The 17068-nt window shown below is 65.0% G+C and carries 18 protein-coding genes; 10 read left to right on the forward strand and 8 right to left on the reverse strand.

Annotation, left to right across the window (positions count from 1 at the left end; all coding sequences use genetic code 11):
- The first annotated feature begins 130 nt into the window (after positions 1 to 130).
- The 7 genes from RX330_RS08515 to RX330_RS08545 all read left to right on the forward strand — a co-directional run bounded on the left by RX330_RS08515 (position 131) and on the right by RX330_RS08545 (position 6338).
- Entirely contained in the window at positions 131 to 766 is a 636-nt protein-coding gene (locus RX330_RS08515; protein ID WP_212091960.1) for a response regulator, read from the forward strand.
- A 151-nt stretch (positions 767 to 917) separates the two neighbouring features.
- Positions 918 to 1181 (forward strand): PepSY domain-containing protein, encoded by a 264-nt coding sequence (locus RX330_RS08520; RefSeq protein ID WP_317242710.1) that lies wholly within the window; start codon positions 918 to 920, stop codon positions 1179 to 1181.
- A 670-nt stretch (positions 1182 to 1851) separates the two neighbouring features.
- Entirely contained in the window at positions 1852 to 3051 is a 1200-nt protein-coding gene (locus tag RX330_RS08525) for an ABC transporter substrate-binding protein (protein ID WP_317242711.1), read from the forward strand.
- 617 nt (positions 3052 to 3668) lie between these two features.
- Positions 3669 to 3887 (forward strand): DUF6894 family protein, encoded by a 219-nt coding sequence (locus RX330_RS08530; RefSeq protein ID WP_212091966.1) that lies wholly within the window; start codon positions 3669 to 3671, stop codon positions 3885 to 3887.
- A 262-nt stretch (positions 3888 to 4149) separates the two neighbouring features.
- Positions 4150 to 5496 (forward strand): hypothetical protein, encoded by a 1347-nt coding sequence (locus RX330_RS08535; protein ID WP_317242712.1) that lies wholly within the window; start codon positions 4150 to 4152, stop codon positions 5494 to 5496.
- A gap of 12 nt (positions 5497 to 5508) precedes the next feature.
- Positions 5509 to 6018, forward strand: coding sequence for a DUF2249 domain-containing protein (locus RX330_RS08540; protein ID WP_317242713.1), 510 nt, complete (start codon positions 5509 to 5511; stop codon positions 6016 to 6018).
- Entirely contained in the window at positions 6015 to 6338 is a 324-nt protein-coding gene (locus tag RX330_RS08545; protein WP_317242714.1) for a metal-sulfur cluster assembly factor, read from the forward strand. The genes RX330_RS08540 and RX330_RS08545 overlap by 4 nt, the downstream gene beginning before the upstream one ends.
- A 23-nt stretch (positions 6339 to 6361) precedes the next feature.
- Here RX330_RS08545 and RX330_RS08550 read toward each other — a convergent pair whose 3' ends face one another.
- Both RX330_RS08550 and RX330_RS08555 read right to left on the reverse strand, forming a co-directional pair.
- Entirely contained in the window at positions 6362 to 6958 is a 597-nt protein-coding gene (locus tag RX330_RS08550; RefSeq protein ID WP_317242715.1) for a UbiX family flavin prenyltransferase, read from the reverse strand.
- Positions 6955 to 8454 carry a UbiD family decarboxylase gene (locus tag RX330_RS08555; protein ID WP_317242716.1) on the reverse strand — a complete coding sequence of 500 codons (1500 nt, stop codon included), beginning with the start codon at positions 8452 to 8454 and terminating at the stop codon, positions 6955 to 6957. Before RX330_RS08555 ends, RX330_RS08550 begins: the two co-directional genes overlap by 4 nt.
- A gap of 131 nt (positions 8455 to 8585) precedes the next feature.
- On the opposite strand from RX330_RS08555, the gene RX330_RS08560 reads away from it, so the two are divergent.
- Genes RX330_RS08560 through RX330_RS08570 form a run of 3 tightly spaced genes read left to right on the forward strand, consistent with a single transcriptional unit; the run spans position 8586 to position 11055 of the window.
- Positions 8586 to 9131, forward strand: coding sequence for an SCP2 domain-containing protein (locus RX330_RS08560; protein WP_317242717.1), 546 nt, complete (start codon positions 8586 to 8588; stop codon positions 9129 to 9131).
- Entirely contained in the window at positions 9131 to 10108 is a 978-nt protein-coding gene (locus RX330_RS08565; protein WP_317243861.1) for a peptidase U32 family protein, read from the forward strand. The genes RX330_RS08560 and RX330_RS08565 overlap by 1 nt, the downstream gene beginning before the upstream one ends.
- A 26-nt stretch (positions 10109 to 10134) precedes the next feature.
- Positions 10135 to 11055: a U32 family peptidase gene (locus RX330_RS08570; RefSeq protein ID WP_317242718.1), complete on the forward strand. Its 921-nt coding sequence runs from the start codon at positions 10135 to 10137 to the stop codon at positions 11053 to 11055.
- A 23-nt stretch (positions 11056 to 11078) separates the two neighbouring features.
- Here the strand turns inward: RX330_RS08570 and RX330_RS08575 are convergent, their stop codons facing one another.
- The 6 genes from RX330_RS08575 to RX330_RS08600 are packed head-to-tail and all read right to left on the reverse strand — an operon-like array spanning position 11079 to position 17067.
- Entirely contained in the window at positions 11079 to 11705 is a 627-nt protein-coding gene (locus tag RX330_RS08575; protein WP_317243862.1) for an FMN-dependent NADH-azoreductase, read from the reverse strand.
- A 3-nt stretch (positions 11706 to 11708) separates the two neighbouring features.
- Positions 11709 to 13286, reverse strand: a complete 1578-nt coding sequence (locus tag RX330_RS08580; RefSeq protein ID WP_317242719.1) for an isochorismatase family protein — start codon at positions 13284 to 13286, stop codon at positions 11709 to 11711.
- 20 nt (positions 13287 to 13306) lie between these two features.
- Entirely contained in the window at positions 13307 to 14155 is an 849-nt protein-coding gene (locus tag RX330_RS08585) for an MBL fold metallo-hydrolase (protein WP_317242720.1), read from the reverse strand.
- 31 nt (positions 14156 to 14186) lie between these two features.
- Entirely contained in the window at positions 14187 to 15071 is an 885-nt protein-coding gene (locus tag RX330_RS08590; protein ID WP_317242721.1) for an amidohydrolase family protein, read from the reverse strand.
- Positions 15068 to 16189 carry a vWA domain-containing protein gene (locus RX330_RS08595; RefSeq protein ID WP_317242722.1) on the reverse strand — a complete coding sequence of 374 codons (1122 nt, stop codon included), beginning with the start codon at positions 16187 to 16189 and terminating at the stop codon, positions 15068 to 15070. The genes RX330_RS08590 and RX330_RS08595 overlap by 4 nt, the downstream gene beginning before the upstream one ends.
- Complete coding sequence (locus tag RX330_RS08600) at positions 16186 to 17067, reverse strand: AAA family ATPase (protein ID WP_317242723.1); 882 nt, start codon at positions 17065 to 17067, stop codon at positions 16186 to 16188. The genes RX330_RS08595 and RX330_RS08600 overlap by 4 nt, the downstream gene beginning before the upstream one ends.
- Position 17068: the final 1 nt, after the last annotated feature.

Here is a 17068-nt window from a genome sequence, read left to right on the forward strand (position 1 = left end):
GCGTCAGTACATTCGCCCGGCCATCTCGGGGTTTTGCAGGATGATGCTCAGGCCCGCGATCGGTATGATCGCTCGACCGTTCTGCTGCCGATCATCTCCGCCGATTGCGGTCGGATAAGAGAACCACGCCGTGAAGCGCATCCTGATTGCGGATGATCATGAAATCGTGCGTTCAGGGCTCCGCGCGATCATCGACACGCGCTCCGACTGGATCGTCGTCGGCGAAGCAATGAACGGCGAGCAGGCCGTGGCATTGGCCTTGGAGACGACGCCGGACGTCGTGATCGTCGACTATTCGATGCCCCTCATGAATGGGCTGGAGGTCAGCCGCCGATTGAAGTCACTTCGCTTGCGCAGCGAAGTTCTGATTCTGACGATGCATGAAAACGAAGAGCTGCTGACCGAAGCCATTCTGGCGGGTGTTCGCGGCTTCTTGTTCAAATCGGATGCGAGAAAGCACCTGCTGTCCGCCGTCGAGGCGCTGCTGGATCGCAGACCTTATTTCACCAGCGTGTTGCTGGAGAAATTGCTCCACGACTACCAGCTCAACAAGCTGAACAAGTCGGATATGCTGCTCACCTCGCGCGAGCAGAGCGTGGTCCAGTTGATCGCGGAAGGACATACCAACAGGTCCATAAGTGCCATTTTGCAGTTGAGCGTCAAAACCGTCGAAACCCATCGCGCGTCGGCGATGCGCAAGCTGGGAATGTCGTCGACCGCTGAACTGGTCCGTTACGCGATCCGCAAGAAACTGGTAGCGCCCTGAGAGGCTCCGCCGGCCGAGCGATGTTTCGTCGGACCATGTCACAGCCGGCTCTGTCCGTATTTGTCCCATGGCGCCCTAGGCGGAATTTGGGAGTGCTCTGGTTCCACAAATGCTGCAAGACTTGCCAGCATCCGCTGCAAGGAGGATCCGCATGAACAAGAGTGCACCTGTAGTTCTCGCAGTCGTTCTGGCGGCAGTTGCCCTAAACGTCGCGCATGCCGACCGGCCGGGGGCCGACTGGATGCCGATCCAGCAAGTCATCGAGAAGGTTCTCAAGTCGGGTTTCACGCTGGTCAGCAAAATCGAGGCCGATGACGGTCGTTGGGAGGGCGAAGGCATCAAGGATGGTCAGAGGATGAAGTTCCACGCCGACGCGAAGACGGGTGAGATCATATCCACGAAGCCTGATCGCTAGGCGGAGTCCCGCACGGTCAGCAGCCGACATTGCTGGCGCACGAGCGAAGTCAGGCGCTCGATGCTGCGCCACGTTGCCTTCAGGCGCCTACTTTCAACGAGACCGTCACCTACGAGCGGCCACGAGTTGGCCCGTGGTCGCCCCATCCATCGACATCGGCTTGGCGAGCCTATGGCAGGAACGGCTGGTCATGCCGAATGCGGACGGCCGATCCGATGGCGGTCCAAGGTGAGAGCTCTCGTTCGCAAGGAAGGCATCCGATTGTGAAGCGATCGGTGGTCATGGGCCTGCCCGCAGACTGCGATCAACGCAAGTTCAATAATAGAATTAATATCCCACCTGAGCGATCCGACTTGCCTGTCGGGCGCGGCATTCACCCGGATCAGCGTTGGATCCTGAAAGGACTATCCGACCGAACGTCGCACCGACTGCTGGGCCGGAGGGCGCGGCCGACGAATGATCATCCGGGCGCTTGACTAGTTCTATAAAAGAACTGTAGGTTCCGCGCATGACGGCCGAGCGCGACGGCCGCGGGCCGGCCACGCGCTGGCAATGACGGTCGGACAGCGCGGCGCGCAGTTCGCGCGGCGCGATGCCGGGCAAGCGGCCGGGTAAGGCAACAAAACACAATGCCGTGCCCCCGGATGGGCGCGCATCAGGGAGGACTAGCATGTTGGCGAAATGGAAGAGTCTTGCGGCTCTGGCTTTGCTTTTGAGCAGTCCGGCGTTCGCAGCTGACGAGCCCGGAGTTACCGCGACCGAGATCAAGATCGGTGGAGTGTTTCCGTTCAGCGGCCCGGCATCGTCGATCGGTCTCGTCGGCAAGGGACTGATTGCCTACATTCAATCGATAAATGACCGCGGCGGCATCAACGGCCGCAAGATCAACTACATCGCCTATGACGACGCCTACAGCCCTCCGAAGGCGGTAGAGCATGTCCGCAAGCTCGTCGAGAGCGACGAAGTGGCGTTCATGTTCGGCCAGCTCGGCACGCCGGGCCTTTCGGCCACGGCGAAGTACCTGAGGGCGAAGGGGGTGCCCAGCATCGCCATCATCAGCGGCTCGTCCAAGTTCACCGACGTCGCGAGTTACCCGCTGACCACGACAGGCCTCGTCAGCTACGCCACCGAGGGAAAAATCTACGCGAAGTATCTGACCAAAACGCTGCCGAAGGCCAAATACGCGATCCTCTATCAGAACGACGATCTCGGCAAAGATTACGTCAATGCGTTCAAGTCGTTTCTAGGCAAGGACTACGACGGGAAGGTCGTCAGCGCGTCCTATGAGGTCACGGAGCCGACCGTCGATTCGCAGATCACAACTCTGAAGAGCTCCGGCGCCGAGGCCCTGATAATCGCGGGAACGCCGAAATTCGCAGCGCAGGCGATCCGGCAGGCTTCTGTGATCGGCTGGAAAGCGACAGTGATCATCAACTTTCCGTCCGGTTCGGTCGGAGGCACACTGGCGCCGGCCGGCCTCGACAAGTCGACCGGCGTGATCGTCGGGACGACCAACAAGGATGTCATGGATCCGAATTGGAAGGACGATCCGGGCATGCAGGCTTATCGGGCATTCCTCGACAAGTATCTCGCGGGGGTCGACATCACCAACGGCAGCTATCTGACCGGCTATCAGCAGGGCATCCTGCTCGAGCAGATCCTGAAGCAATGCGGCAATGATCTGTCTCGCAAGAACATCCTCGCGCAGGCCAAGAACTTCAAGGATTTCATCGTTCCGACGGTACTGCCAGGGATCAAGGTCAATACCAGCGAATCCGAAAACATGATCTGGACGCAGATGCGGCTGCAGCGGTGGACCGGATCGACCTGGGAAGCCTTCGGCGAGGTGTTGGACGCCAAGTCCGAATGAATTCGCGACGGCCAGAGCGGCGGACGCGGCGTGAGCTGCGTCCGGGCCTGCGCTGTTCATGGATGCTGCCGTCAATATGAGCGTCACGCGTACCGATGACCGCCGATCGTAGTCGCGCGCCGCGGTCGATTGGCGAGCGGCAGTGGCCCGGGACGTGCTCGGTCCGCCCCACGCTTTCTCGCGGATGTCCCGACTGCCGCGCTATTGCCGGCCTGCTGTTTGCAGGCCTGACACAGCCATCAAGCGGTCCTCGGTACCGATTTGCCGCCGCGCGCCGAGTCCAATACGGTGCAGGAGGTGACCGCGGCAGTGGCTTCGCCGCATTCTGGAATCGAACTGGCAGAGTGCCGGGGTTGTGCATGATGCGGGATTCTTGACCCCGCCACTGCCGGCTATCCTCGCCCCATACCGGGACGAACGTCCGACACGCGACCCGCGGCGCAAGAACGTAATGGCAGATCGGGACTTGATCCCGATCAAGCCTTGATCGGGCCGGGCCCGCTAGCATGCTGCTTGCGTAAGGCGACGCGCAGTTGCGCCCCAATCCATGGGCCTTGGCGGCCCTTTCCGGGAATGATGACTTCAACCGAGTCGCGTGGTAGCGCGGGAATGAGCCGATGCCGACTTACTATTTCGACTTCAAGGACGGCGTGCCCCTCCGGGACAGGTCAGGACTGGAGCTAGTGAGTGATGGGGCGGCCATTGCGCACAGCAAGAACTTGGCCGACAGGGTACGCAGAGAGAAGCCGAAAGGCCATCCGGACCTCCGGATCGTGGTCATCGACGAGAGCGGCCGGGAAGTTCACCGCGAGCAGATCTATCCCAACGCGACTTGACCATTGGCGCAGACGGCACCGAAGCAAGAGTGTCAGCCGAAGGATCATTGGTTAGTCGAAGCTTCCGGACGCCTCCTTCGAAAGCCGTGGCGACGGGTTCGCCGCCATAGCCGAGGCGTAGCTCGGCAGGGCGATGAGGTGATTCCGCCCCTTGTCGCGAATGGTGGTGGAGTTTGCGCCTCGACAACGTCATTGCGACTGCAACCTCTACCGTTTTGGTGCGCTGGCACGGAATTTCGTGTGCAGCTATAGGAAGCGCACCGTGATCGGAACCAGCCTCTGTCGATGGGCCATCAGTTACTTCGCGGTCGCGATCGCATGGCTGCTGCTTGCAGAAGCGCTGATCGTCATCGGATTCGGTTTTCCGAACCACGACATCGGCGGCCCGGATACGCTCGTCGTCGTTCACATGGTCAGCATCGGCTGGTTGAGCACCGTCCTGTGTGGCGCGCTGTTCCAATTCGTGCCGGTGCTGGTCGCAAGGCCGCTCTATGCGGAGCGCTGGACGCTGCCGGCTCTCGCGCTGCTGACGCTGGGGCTGACGGTCCTGCTCGCAGGCTTTCTGGCGCTGGGCGGGCACTTCAACGGGCCGCCCTGGCTGCTTCCCCTCGGAGCTGGCCTACTGATTGCCGGTTTCGCGTCGGTCGTTGCCAATCTCGGCATGACGCTCTGGTCGGCCCGCCCGCTGCCGGGGCCCGCGCGTTTCGTCGCAGGCGGGCTTGTCGGCATCTGCGTCACGGCGGCATTCGGCGGCACATTCTCGCTGGTGCTGTCCGGCATCGCGGTTGGTGCGCAATGGCCGGACCTGTTGGTCGCAGGCGTTCCGATCCACGCGATTGCGGGGCTTGGCGGATGGCTGACGTTCACTGCCATGGGCGTCAGCTATCGCCTGCTTGCGATGTTCATGCTCGCGCCCGACGGCGATGCGAGGCTCGGGCGGCTTGCCTGGCTTGCGGGAATCGCCGCGCTGGCCATCGGACTTGTCGGTGGCGTGCTTGCATTCTGGCGCATGACCGGGCTGAACTTGGCGCTTCTGCTTGCAGGAGCTGCGGCACTGCTGTCGCTGGGCGCCTACGGCCGCGACGTGCTCGGCCTGTACAGGAACCGCAAACGTCGCGCGCTTGAGCTCAACACGCGCATGAGCCTCGTCTCGCTGGCAAGCCTCGTCGCGGCCGCAATCCTTGGCGCCGCGCTTCTTGCGGCCGGATCATCTCCGTCCCATGTCGGCGCGATCGCCTTTCTCGTCGCGTTCGGTTGGCTCACAGGCCTCGTGCTCGCCAATCTCTACAAGATCGTCCCGTTCCTGACCTGGCTCGAGACCTATGGTCCGGTGATGGGCAGGGTGGCGACGCCTCGCGTCCAGGACCTCGTTGCCGAGCGCCGCGCGTTGAGATGGTTTGTCTTGTTCTTCGCCGGAAGCTGGACGGCGACGTTGATGCTCCTGTTCGATGCGCCGCTCGGCTTCCGCGCCGCCGTGGCGGTGGTGACGCTTGCGACGCTCGCCCTGAGCGAGGAGTTCATCAGGGCCCGGCGGCTCACCGACGTTGCGCAGCCGATGCGCCTGCCGGCTGGAGCCGTCATGCCTCATCTTCTGGTCTCGCGGAACTGAAAGGAGATTGCCATGACCGAATTCATCGACGTCGATGTGCGGCCGATCCTGCGCGCAGGCGGCGAGCCGTTCTCCGTCATCATGGCCGCGCTCGAGCGGCTCGAGCCCGGAGAGGGGCTGCGGCTCTATGCTCCCTTCAAGCCGGTTCCTCTGTTCGACGTCATGGCGAGCAGAGGCTTTGCGCATCGGGAAGCCGAACTGGAAGGCGGCGAATGGGAGATCCGCTTCATGCCGGACGACGGCTCGATCGAGGCGGCTGAACCGCCCCCCGCCGCGCCGGGCGACGGCGACTGGCCGGAGCCCGCGGTTCATCTCGACAACCGCGATCTCGATCCGCCGGAGCCTATGGTGCGCATTCTGGCCGCCCTGGAGCGGCTCGCGCCGGGCCAGACTCTCCACGCCTTGCTCAGTCGCGAACCGGTCTTCCTGTTTCGGGAGCTGACCAAGCGCGGCCATCAGTGGCGCGGCGGCTTCACGCGGCAGAAGGATGCCTATCACCTGAGGGTGAGGGCGCACGCATGACGACCAACGACGACGATCTCGTGGCGCAGATCAAGCAGGCGCTGAAGGTCGTGATCGATCCGGAACTCGGGTACAACATCGTCGACCTGGGCTTCATCTATGATGTGTCGGTCGACGATGGCGCCGCGCACATCACCATGACGGCGACGACGCGCGGCTGTCCCGCCGCGTCCTTTCTCAAGGAGGGTGTCGCGAGCAGCGCGTGCCTCGTTCCGGGCGTGGACTCGGTCGATGTCACCATGACGTTCGAGCCGCCCTGGCAGCCCTTGATGATCTCGCCGGGTGTCAGGTCATCGCTCGGCTTTGCCGAGGTGAATTGAACCGGTCGGGGCGGCCGGGCCGGCTACATGCCGTCGGAGCCCGGGCCGGGCCAGATCTTCGCGGGGGCGCGAAGCTTCGCGAGGTCGAGCAGATTGATCGCCCGGGCGGCGATCTGGTCGATCACCTCGTCCAGCGACCGTGGTTTTAGATAGAAGGCCGGCATCGGCGGGGCAACGATCGCGCCGATCTCGGTCGCCTGCAGCATGCTGCGCAAATGGCCGAGATGCAGCGGGCTCTCGCGGACCAGCAATACCAGCCGGCGGCGCTCCTTGAGCTGCACGTCGGCCGCGCGCGTCAGAAGGTTGTCGAGCTGTCCCCAGGCGATGGCGGAGAGCGTGCGGATCGAGCACGGTGCCACGATCATGCCGGCAACCGGATACGAGCCGCTGGCGATCGCGGTGCCGATGTCAGAATGCGAATGGTCGCGGAAGGCGAGCGCGCGCAGCCGCGAGAGCGCATCGCTCCCCACTTCCGCGCTCAGCGTACGCTCTGCCGCGGGCGAAACCACGAGGTGCACCGCGTAATGCGGGTTGTCGGCCAGCAGCTCGACGATGCGCATGCCGATTGCGGCGCCCGAGGCGCCGCTGATGCCGACGACGATGCCCTGCCGCCCGCTCATGTGAGGACCGGTACGCGTGCGGGCATGCCGGACAGGCCGAGGCTGGACCAGATCGCATCGACACGCGCGATCACGGCAGGATCCATGGCCAGCGGAACGCCCCATTCCCGATCCGTCTCCGGAGGAATCTTGGTCGTGGCATCGATGCCGAGCTTGCCGCCGAGTCCCGATTTCGGCGACGCGAAGTCGAGATAGTCGATCGGCGTGTCGGTGAGCGTCACGAGATCGCGCGAGGAATCGCTACGCGTGGAGACGGCCCACATCACGGCGCGCCAGTCGCGGATGTCGATGTCGTCGTCGACCACGATCAGCAGTTTCGTGTAGCTGAACTGCGGCAGCATCGACCACAGGCCGAGCATCAGCCGCCGCGCCTGGCCGGGATAGCGCTTCCTGATCGCCGCGACGGCGATGCGGTATGAGCAGGCCTCCGGCGGCAGCCAGCAGTCGGTCACCTCGGGGAATTGCTGTCGGATCAGCGGTACGAACAGGCGATTGAGCGCCTCGCCGATCCGCGACGGCTCGTCCGGCGGTCGGCCCGTGAAGGTCGAGAGGTAGACGGGCTGCCGACGGGTGGTGATCGCGGTCACGCGCATCACGGGGAATGCCTCGACGGAATTGTAGTACCCGGTGTGATCGCCATACGGTCCCTCGGGCGCGGTCTCGGTCGCGGAGACGAAGCCTTCGATGACGATTTCGGCCTCGGCCGGGATCGCGAGCGGGACGGTGAGGCATGGCGCGAGGTCGGGTCGTTCGCCGCGCAGGATTCCGGCGAAGCGCAGCTCGGACATCGTCTCCGGTAGCGGCAGCACCGCAGCAAGGATCGTCGCGGGATCGGCTCCGATGACGATCGCGACCGGCATGTCGCGCCCGGTCGCCTTCCATTGCTGGTGATGCCTGGCGCTGCCGCGATGCGCGAGCCAGCGGATGATGGCGCGGTCGCGACCGAGCACCTGCATGCGGTAGACGCCGACATTTTCCTCCTGGTCGGCCGTCGCGGATTCGGGCGGCACGGTGATCACGAGAGGCCAGGTGATCAGCGGCGCCGGCTCGCCGGGCCAGCAGACCTGGACCGGCAAGCGCGCGAGATCGATGTCGGGCCCCATCGTGACGCAGTCCTGGACCGGCGCCGCCGCGCGCGTGCGCGGACGCGTCGCCAGCGCGGCGCGGGCGAGCGGAAGCTTGTCGAAGACATCCCTGATGCTGTTCGGCGGTCGCGGCGCGCGGAGCTCGGCCATCAGCGCGCCGAGCTCTTCGAGACGGTCGGGCGAGATTCCCATACCCCATGCGATCCGCTCGACCGTTCCGAACAGATTGGTGAGGAGAGGCATTTTCGATGGGCTGCCGTCGGCCTTGACGGGCTGCTCGAACAATAATGCCGGTCCGTGCGCGCCGAGCACACGCCGGTGGATTTCCGTGATCTCGTGGACGACGGAGATCTTCTCGCGAATGCGTTGCAACTGCCCCCGGCTTTCGATGAAGCGGAGAAAGTTGGACAAGTCGCGAAAGCGCGGCACATCACGTTGCAATCGAGCAAGCTCCCAAAAAATCACAGCTAGCCGGCCTGTTTTCGGTCTTCATTGTTCCCGCTCAAATACAGCGGCGTGCAATCCGTCCAGATGTGAGGCCCATGAATGATCCGTCCGCCCCATCGCCCGGCCAATTGCCGACGATTCCGCCGCTCGTCGCAATTGCCATGCGTCCGCTGCCTCTGCTGCCGTTGCAGCTCGTTCTCGGCGGCGTCCTGCAACGGATCCACCGGCGCAACCCTGCAATGTTCGATCGGCTGGGCGAGCACGCGCGCGCGCGGTTTGGGATCAAGCCGATCGATCTGCCCTTTGCCTTCGTGGTCGAGGCGAGGTCGCCGCGCTTGTCCGTCGTGCGCAACCTGCCGAAAGACCTGGACGCGCGGATCTTTGCCTCGCTCGCCAATCTCCTGGCTCTGCTCGAAGGCAGGGTCGATGGCGATGCCCTGATGTTCTCGCGCGAGCTCCTCGTCGAGGGCGATGTCGAGGCGGTGCTGGCGCTGCGCAATACGATCGACGACACCCAGCTCGATCTCGTCACTGAGCTGTCCTCGTTGTTTGGCCCGCTGGGCGCGCCGGCGCGGCGCGCCTTCGAGGCCGCCCGTGGCCGCGTGATCGGTTCACCGGGGCAAGGCGAGCAATCGAGATGATGGAGTTGATCTGTCCTGCCGGCACGCCGGCCGCGTTGAAGAGCGCCATTGATGCCGGCGCCGATGCGATCTATTGCGGCTTCAACGACGAGACCAACGCGCGTAATTTTCCCGGGCTGAACTTCAGCCGCGACGAGCTGCGCAAGGGGATCGCGCTGGCGCACGCCCGCGGCGCCAAGGTCCTGGTGGCCATCAACACGTTCCCGCGCGCCTCCGCCGTGGACATCTGGCATCGCGCCGTGGACGACGCGGTGAGTGCCGGCGCCGATGCGCTGATCCTCGCCGACATCGGCTTGATGGACTACACCGCGCGGCGCCATCCGAACCAGCGTCTGCATGTTTCGGTTCAGGCCGCGGCCGCAAATCCCGATGCCATCGCCTTCTACGCCGAAACCTTCGGCGCCAAGCGCGTCGTGCTGCCGCGCGTGCTCAGCGTGCCTGAGATCGCCGAGATCACCCGCGAGTCCGCCTGCGAGACCGAGGTGTTCGTGTTCGGCGGCCTCTGCGTGATGGCCGAGGGGCGCTGCTCGCTGTCGTCCTATGCCACCGGAAAGTCGCCGAACATGCAGGGCGTCTGCTCGCCGCCGAGCCACGTGACCTATGAGCAGACCGCGGAGGGGACCAAGTCCAGCCTCGGCGGCTTCACCATCAATCGGTTCGGCATGCGCGAGCCCGCCGGCTATCCGACGCTGTGCAAGGGCCGCTTCTCGACCGCACAGGGCGCCGGCTATATTTTCGAGGATCCCGTCAGCCTGGACGCCACGACCCTGCTCAAGGGCATGCGCGATGCCGGCGTGACCGCGCTCAAGATCGAGGGCCGCCAGCGCGGCCGGGCCTATGTCGAAAGCGTGGTACGCCATTTCCGTCATGCGCTCGCGGCGCTCGAGACCGGGAGTGAGACGGACATTGCGAGCCTGAAGCCGTTCACCGAGGGCCAGGCCTCCACGCTCGGCGCCTATCGCAAGACCTGGCGTTGATCCTTTCGAATATGTGAGCTCAAGCGATGCAACTCAGCCTCGGTCCAGTTCTGTACAATTGGGCGCCGGAACGCTGGCGCGACTTCTATTTCCGCATCGCCGACGAGGCGCCGGTCGACGTCGTCTCCGTCGGCGAGATCGTCTGCTCGAAACGCTCGCCGTTCTTCGCCGACCACATCCCCTCCGTGGTGGAGCGGCTGCAGGGCGCGGGCAAACAGGTACTGCTGGGCTCGCTCATCCTGGTCTCGCTGCGGCGTGAACGCCGCCAGACCGAAGAGCTCGCTGCGGCTGAGGGCCTGCTGGTCGAGGTGAATGATCTGACCTGCCTCAGGGCGCTCGCAGGCCGGCCGCACGCCATCGGGCCCTTCGTCAACATCTACAACGAGGCGAGCGCGGCCTTTCACACCGCGCATGGAGCGAAACGCATCTGCCTGCCGCCGGAATTGCCGCTGGCTTCGATCGCGGCGATCGCGCAGGCCGTTCCTGATGTTACAACCGAGGTGTTCGCGTTCGGCCGGGTGCCGCTCGCCATCTCTGCCCGCTGCTATCATGCGCGCCTCCACAAGCTCGCGAAGGACAATTGTCGCTTCGTCTGCGAGAAGGATCCGGACGGTCTGCTCTTGAGCACGCTGGAGCATCAGGATTTCCTGACCATCAATGGCGTGCAGACCCTGTCTCACACCTGCGCCAATCTGCTGAGTGAGGCCGGCCTGCTCCGCGAGAGCGGCGTCCGCGCGCTGCGCCTGTCGCCGCAGGATTGCGACATGGTCGAGATCGCGAAGATCTTTTGCGACGTGCTTGACGGTCGTGACGATGTCGAGGGCGGCAACCGCCGTCTTGCCGCAGCCTATCCCGGCGTTCCGTTCTCGAACGGGTTCCTGTGGGCAGAGCCAGGTCATCGCTATCATCTGGCCCGATCAGGCGATGCGCCAGGCTCGGCGGCGTAACAGGACAAAGCGACGCCGGCGCATCAGAAGGTCGTGGCCATCGTAGCCAGACGCCGATACGCCCTTTCCCGTGCAGCCTCTATCCGCTCCTGCGGCCCGGTGGTTGGCCCGATCGGCACGAAGCGGATGTTGTCGATGCCGATGAAGCGCAGGATATCTCGCAGGTAGGGTGTCGTCATGTCGATGCGGCCGCGATTCATGCCGGTGGAAAAGTCGCTGCCGCTGGCGAGAATCACCAATGTCGGCCGGTCTTTGAGCAGCGGAAGATAGCCCTGTGACGGGTCGAACCGAAAGGTCAGCCCGGGCTGGACGATGATGTCGAACCAATGCTTGAGCTTGTAGGGAATGCCGAAGTTCCACATCGGCGTCGAGATCAGCACGCGATCGGCGAGCGCGAAGCGGGTGGCCATTCGCTCGGCCTCGGCAAAGCTATCACGCTCCGTGTCGTTTAAGGCCTGTCCGTTCATCCTTGCATATTTGGCTTCGACGATGGGACCTGCGAATTCCGGCATCCGCTCCCGCCAGAGGTCGACGACATCGATGTCCCAGTCCGGCCGCGCCTGACGAAAGCCGTCGATAAAAACGCGCGCGCCAGCGCTCGAGACGGAGTCGGTGCGGGGCGAGCAGGACAGGTGCAGGAGCTTCACCAGCGTTCATCCCAACGCTCTGATGACAGTGTCCGCCCGGGTGACGATCGCGACGTTCTGCATGGCGAAATTGATCGACGCGGCGTGCCAATCGGCATTCATGGTCGAGCAGCAATCTTCGGGGACGATCATGAAGTAGCCCTTGTCGGCGCCGGTGCGGGCGGTGTGCTCGACCGACATGTTGGTCCAGGCGCCGGTGTTGATGATCATGTCGCGCCCGGTCGCCTTCAGGATCGTTTCAAGCCGCGTGCCTTCCCAGGCGCTCATGCGCATTTTCTCGACGACGAAATCGCCGGGCCGGGGTTCGAGGCCGGAGACGGGCGCTGCGCCCCAGCTTCCGCGCACCATCGCCTTGCTGTCGACGAGACCCTCGAATAGCGGCGCATTCAGCGTCACGCCGGGCGCGCCGGGCTCGACGACGAACCAGACGTGGATAATGGCGACGCCGCGGCTCCGCGCGGTCTCTGCGAGGCGGCGGACATTCTCGACAACATGCTGTTGCTTCGCGTGGCCTGGAGCGCCCGAATCGGCGAAAGCGCCGCCGTCCATGATGACGTCGTTTTGCAGATCCTGGATGATCATGGCGCAGCGCTGCGGATCGAGCCGCATGTCCCCATCAGCGAGGATCGGCGCTGCCGGTGCAACGCCTGCGGTCGCGCCGCCGCCGCCGCTCCGTCGGCCGCTCATATAGGGCTCGTGCCGCGGGCCTACCTTGGTCGGAATCGCATAGACCGAATGGGTCGCGGTCAGGTACAGCGTTCGGAAATCCGGCCCGCCCCAGGCGAGGTTGGCGACCATCTCGGGGACGCGGACCTTGCCGAGCAGCTCGCCGCGCGGCGAATAGACCCAGACGCCTCCGGGCGCGGTGACCCAGACATTGCCGTGCTGGTCGCACTTCATGCCGTCGGGCAGGCCGGCTTCGAGCTCGGAGCGAATGCCGCTTGCGAATACCCGCGCATTCGAGAGCGTGCCGTCGGCATTGACGTCGAAGACGCGGATCAGCGCCTGCACGGTGTCGTTGACATAGAGCAGCTTCTCGTCCGGCGAGAAGCACAGACCGTTCGGCTGATCGAACAAACTGCGCTCGACCACGAGCTTCGGTTCACCACCGGGGACGACGCGATAGACGCCCTGAAAGCCGAGCTGGCGCGGCCGCTCGACGCCATAGACCGGCATGCGGCCGTACCAGGGGTCCGAGAAATAGATCGCGCCGGACGAGTGTACGCAGACGTCATTCGGGCTGTTCAGCTCCTGTCCCCCGAAATGCGAAGCCAGCACTTCGCGCCGCCCGTCCGGCCGCTCGCGGATCAGCGACGATGTCGCGTGCTCGCAGACGATCAGATTGAACTCGGCATCATAGGTCATGCCGTTGCACTTGTTGGAAGGGCGCTTGACCTCGACCACGCCGCGCCGCGCATCCCAGCGCCGACGCACGTCGCCCGGCATGTCCGAGAACAGCAGATAATGATCGACCGGATGCCAGATCGGTCCCTCCGTGAAGTCGAAGCCGGTGCCGACCTGCGCGACCGGGGCATAGGGGTCGATCAGGGCCTCGAACTCGCTGCGCAAGGTGACATGGGTCATCGGCCGATCCTCAACTCACGTTACGCCGGGAACCAGTTGCGCGGGGGCAACGATTGCACGATCGGTCCGGGGACCTGATCGTGCAGGCGCCCGACGACGTTGCCGCCTTCGATCTTCGCGGGACGGTCGTGCACCGGCAGCAGATAGCGCGAATTGCTCAGCAGCTTCTTGATCGAGGCCTTCTCCGCCCGCTTGCTGGTGCCATGGTTGCCCGTCGTGCGCGGCTCCCAATCGTGGATCTCGTTGAACGGCGTCACGATCTGGTCGTTGAAGTCGTAGATCACGTCGCCGCAGATGGTTGCGATGCCATCGGCGGTCTCGACGATGACGTTCATCGAGCCTTCCGTATGCGCATTGGCGGCATCGCAATAGACGCCGGGCATCAACTCGATCGGACCGGTGATCTCGAGGTCGAGGAAGCGCAGCGCGCTTTTGGTGTGCAGGCGGTCGATCAGGTGCTTGATGTCGGGGGCCGGATATTGCGGATGCATCAGGCCGGAGACCGAGTATTCGAGCTCCTTGCGATTGAGCACGACGGTCGTGTTCATCGAGAACAGATCGTCCTTGCCGGCATGGTCGATGTGCAGATGGGTATGGCAGACGAAGCGGACGTCGCCCATGCGCACACCGTGGCGCGCGAGCTGGTTCTCGATCATGTTCTCGTGGTACTGCAGCCCGCGCATGCCCAGCGTCTCCATGATCTGGTTGGAGCGGTAGCCGGTGTCGACCACGACGGGATATTTCCCCCCGAGGATCAGGAAGCCGAGGGTGAGGACGCGGCGGGTGCGGCCGCAATCGCGGCCGAGAACCAGAAAGCTCGATTCCAGCTCGATATCGCCATAGTCCAGGATCTTGATCTCCAGCGCCATTCGTTGCCCTCCCTCATCTGTTTCTTGTCTGTCAAAGCCGGTAGACGCGCGTCGCCGTCGTCCTGAAGATGGCGTCCTGCTGCTCGGCGCTGAACGGCGCCGCGGCGCCGCGAAAGGCGTTCACGAGCTCGCGATAGCTGGTCCACAATTTCTCGATCGGGAAGTTGGAGCCGAACAGACAGCGTTCGGCGCCGAAGATCGCGACGGTGTCGGTGAGCACGGCGGCGATGTGCGCGGGATCGTTGCGATGGATGAAGGTGCCGAGCCCCGAAAGCTTCGAGACCACGTTCGGACAGGCCGCGAGCCGGGCCATTCCGGCACGCCAGGCCGCGCGTCCCGCCGGGGAGAGATCCTCCAGCATACCGGCATGCTGGAGGATGAAGGTCACCTCGGGGCAAGCCTCGGCAAGCGCCGCGGCGTCCGGCATCTGCGGGGTGAACACCTGCAGGTCGAAGCTCCAGCCATAGTCGGCGAGGCGCGCGACGTTGCGCTGAATGATCGGATCGGCGCAGAGATCTGCGCGGGCTGCGAAGCGGTAGAGCGGGTTCTCGTGCCAGTGCAGCTGCATGCGCGCGCCGCGCATCAGCCGGTAGCGCTTCAGGCGGTCGAGCTGCGGGCGTACGTCGTCCACGGCAAAATTGGCATAGGCGACGATCGCGTGCGGCCAGCCGTGTTCGTCCGCAGTCTGTTGCACCCAGGCGGCCTCGTCCTCGAAGCGGTCGTTGGCCCAGTTGGTCTGGACATAGACCGAGCGCGTGACGCCGGTGTCCTTGAGGTCCTCGAGATATTCTTGAATCGGATAGTCGCGCCGGATCGGCTCGTAAGGTCCGAAGATGCGCGGTTGCATGGGGCCGATCAGCCAGGGCAGGTCGGCCTGCCGCCAGATGTGATGATGGCCATCGACAATACCGGTCACGCCGCTCTCCTTCGTCCCAAAGCCAGAATGTGCGCGACGATCGACGCGCTCGAACTGCCATCCACGAGGTCGTCGACGAAGCGCTCGATGGCGACCAGCGCCTCGGTCTGCGGGCGGAAGCCGGGGCCCGTCGCCAGCGGCGTCAACCAGCTCACGCGCCAGGCCCGGCGCGACAGCTTCGCGACGGCGTCGCGGAGGGCGTCGGTCTCGCCGCGTTCGAGCCCGTCGGAAACGATCACCACGGCGGCGCCGCGGGCGTAGCCACCGAACCGCGGGACGGCCAGGAACGCTTGCAGCGCGTCGCCGATCCGGGTGCCGCCGTCCCAGTCGCTGACCAGATGCGCGGCAGCATTCATGGCCTGCTCGCGGCGCTTCAGCCGCAACGGTCGGGTGACGCGGGTGAGCCGCGTGCCGAAGGTGAACACCTCGACATTGGGCGCAGCCTGCACCAGCGCATGGGCGAGCTTCATGTTCTCCTCGGTGCGGCTCTTCATCGAGCCGGAGACGTCGATCAGCAGCAGCATCTTGCGCGGGCGTCGGCGCCGCTTCATGTGGCCGAGCCGCAAAATCTCGCCGTCGCTGCGGACGCTGTCGCGCAAGGTGCGGCGAAGGTCCACAAAGGGCCCGCGCCGGGTGCGCATGCGGCGGTGGCCGCGCCGCCGCGGCAGGCGTCGCGGCGCCTCCCGCGCAAGGCGGCGCAACGCATCCGCGTTCGCGGTCGCTCCGAAGCGGCGCTCGACCAGCGCCTCGGCGCGCGTTGCGGTCAAGCCGGATTCGCTCGCCTCTTCCGAGAGAAGCGGCTCCTCATCACCACGGCCTTCCTCCTGAAGCCGGACGGTCTCGTCATCCTCGCCGTCGTCGGTGCGCTCGATGGCCTCGCTGCCGCGGAAATGCAAATCGAACAGCCGATCGAAGGTCGCGCGGCGCTCGGGCGGCGGGGCCAGCGTCGCCAGGGCAGCCTGCCTGATGTGCTCGACGCTATCGGGGCCAAGCAATCCGATCGCCGCTAGGAACGTCGTGGTCTGCTCCGGTGCCACGGCAAAGCCGTTCGCGCGCAGCAGGGGAACGAAGGCGACGAAGACGCGCGCGGCGCGCGGGAGCTGCGGCTCGGTGCTCATGCCGTCGCCTCCGCGAGCATGGCATCGAGCCGCGGCGAGATGAAATGCAGATCCTCCTCGTCCTTCAGCGCCACCCCGATCGAGCGCTTGAAGGCATCCGGCCATCGCGCACCGCCCTTGTTGAGGAGCGTCGCGGCCTCGGCCCAGTCGACCGCCTCGGCAATGCCCGGCGCCTTGCTGAGGGGTTCGCGCCGCAACTTTTCCACGGCTGCGACGACGGCGCGGGCGGTGGCCTCGGCGACGCTGGAGGCGCGCATCATGATGATCCGTGCCTCGCGCTCGGCGGTCGGATAGTCGATCCAGTGATAGACGCAGCGGCGGCGCAGGGCCTCGTGCAAATCGCGCGTGCGGTTCGACGTCAGCACGACCACGGGACGTTCGGCCGCGCGAACCGTGCCGCGCTCGGGAATCGAGATCTGGAAGTCGGAGAGGAATTCGAGCAGGAACGCCTCGAACTCCTGGTCGGCGCGGTCGATCTCGTCGATCAGGAGCACGGTGGAATCGGGCGCGCGGAGCGCGGCCAGCATCGGCCGCTCGATCAGGAAGGTTTCGCCATAGATGTCGATGTTCTCGTCGCCGGCCTGGCGGATCGCCAGCATCTGGCGCGGGTAGTTCCATTCGTAGAGCGCGGCGGACGCGTCGATGCCTTCATAGCATTGCAGGCGGATGAGGCGGCGGCCGAGCACGGCGGCGATCGCTTTTGCGGCTTCCGTCTTGCCGACGCCCGGCGCGCCTTCCAGCAGCAGCGGCTTGCCGAGTGCGAGGCCGAGATAGGCTGATGTCGCAAGGCCCTCGTCGGCGAGGTAATAGGCCGCGCGAAGCGCCTTCTCCAGTGCCTCCGGGCTGTCGATGCCGACGATGTTGCTGCGAACCGCCACG

Origin of the sequence: Bradyrhizobium sp. NDS-1 (assembly GCF_032918005.1) — a bacterium.
In the GTDB taxonomy this organism is placed as follows: Bacteria; Pseudomonadota; Alphaproteobacteria; order Rhizobiales; family Xanthobacteraceae; genus Bradyrhizobium; species Bradyrhizobium tunisiense.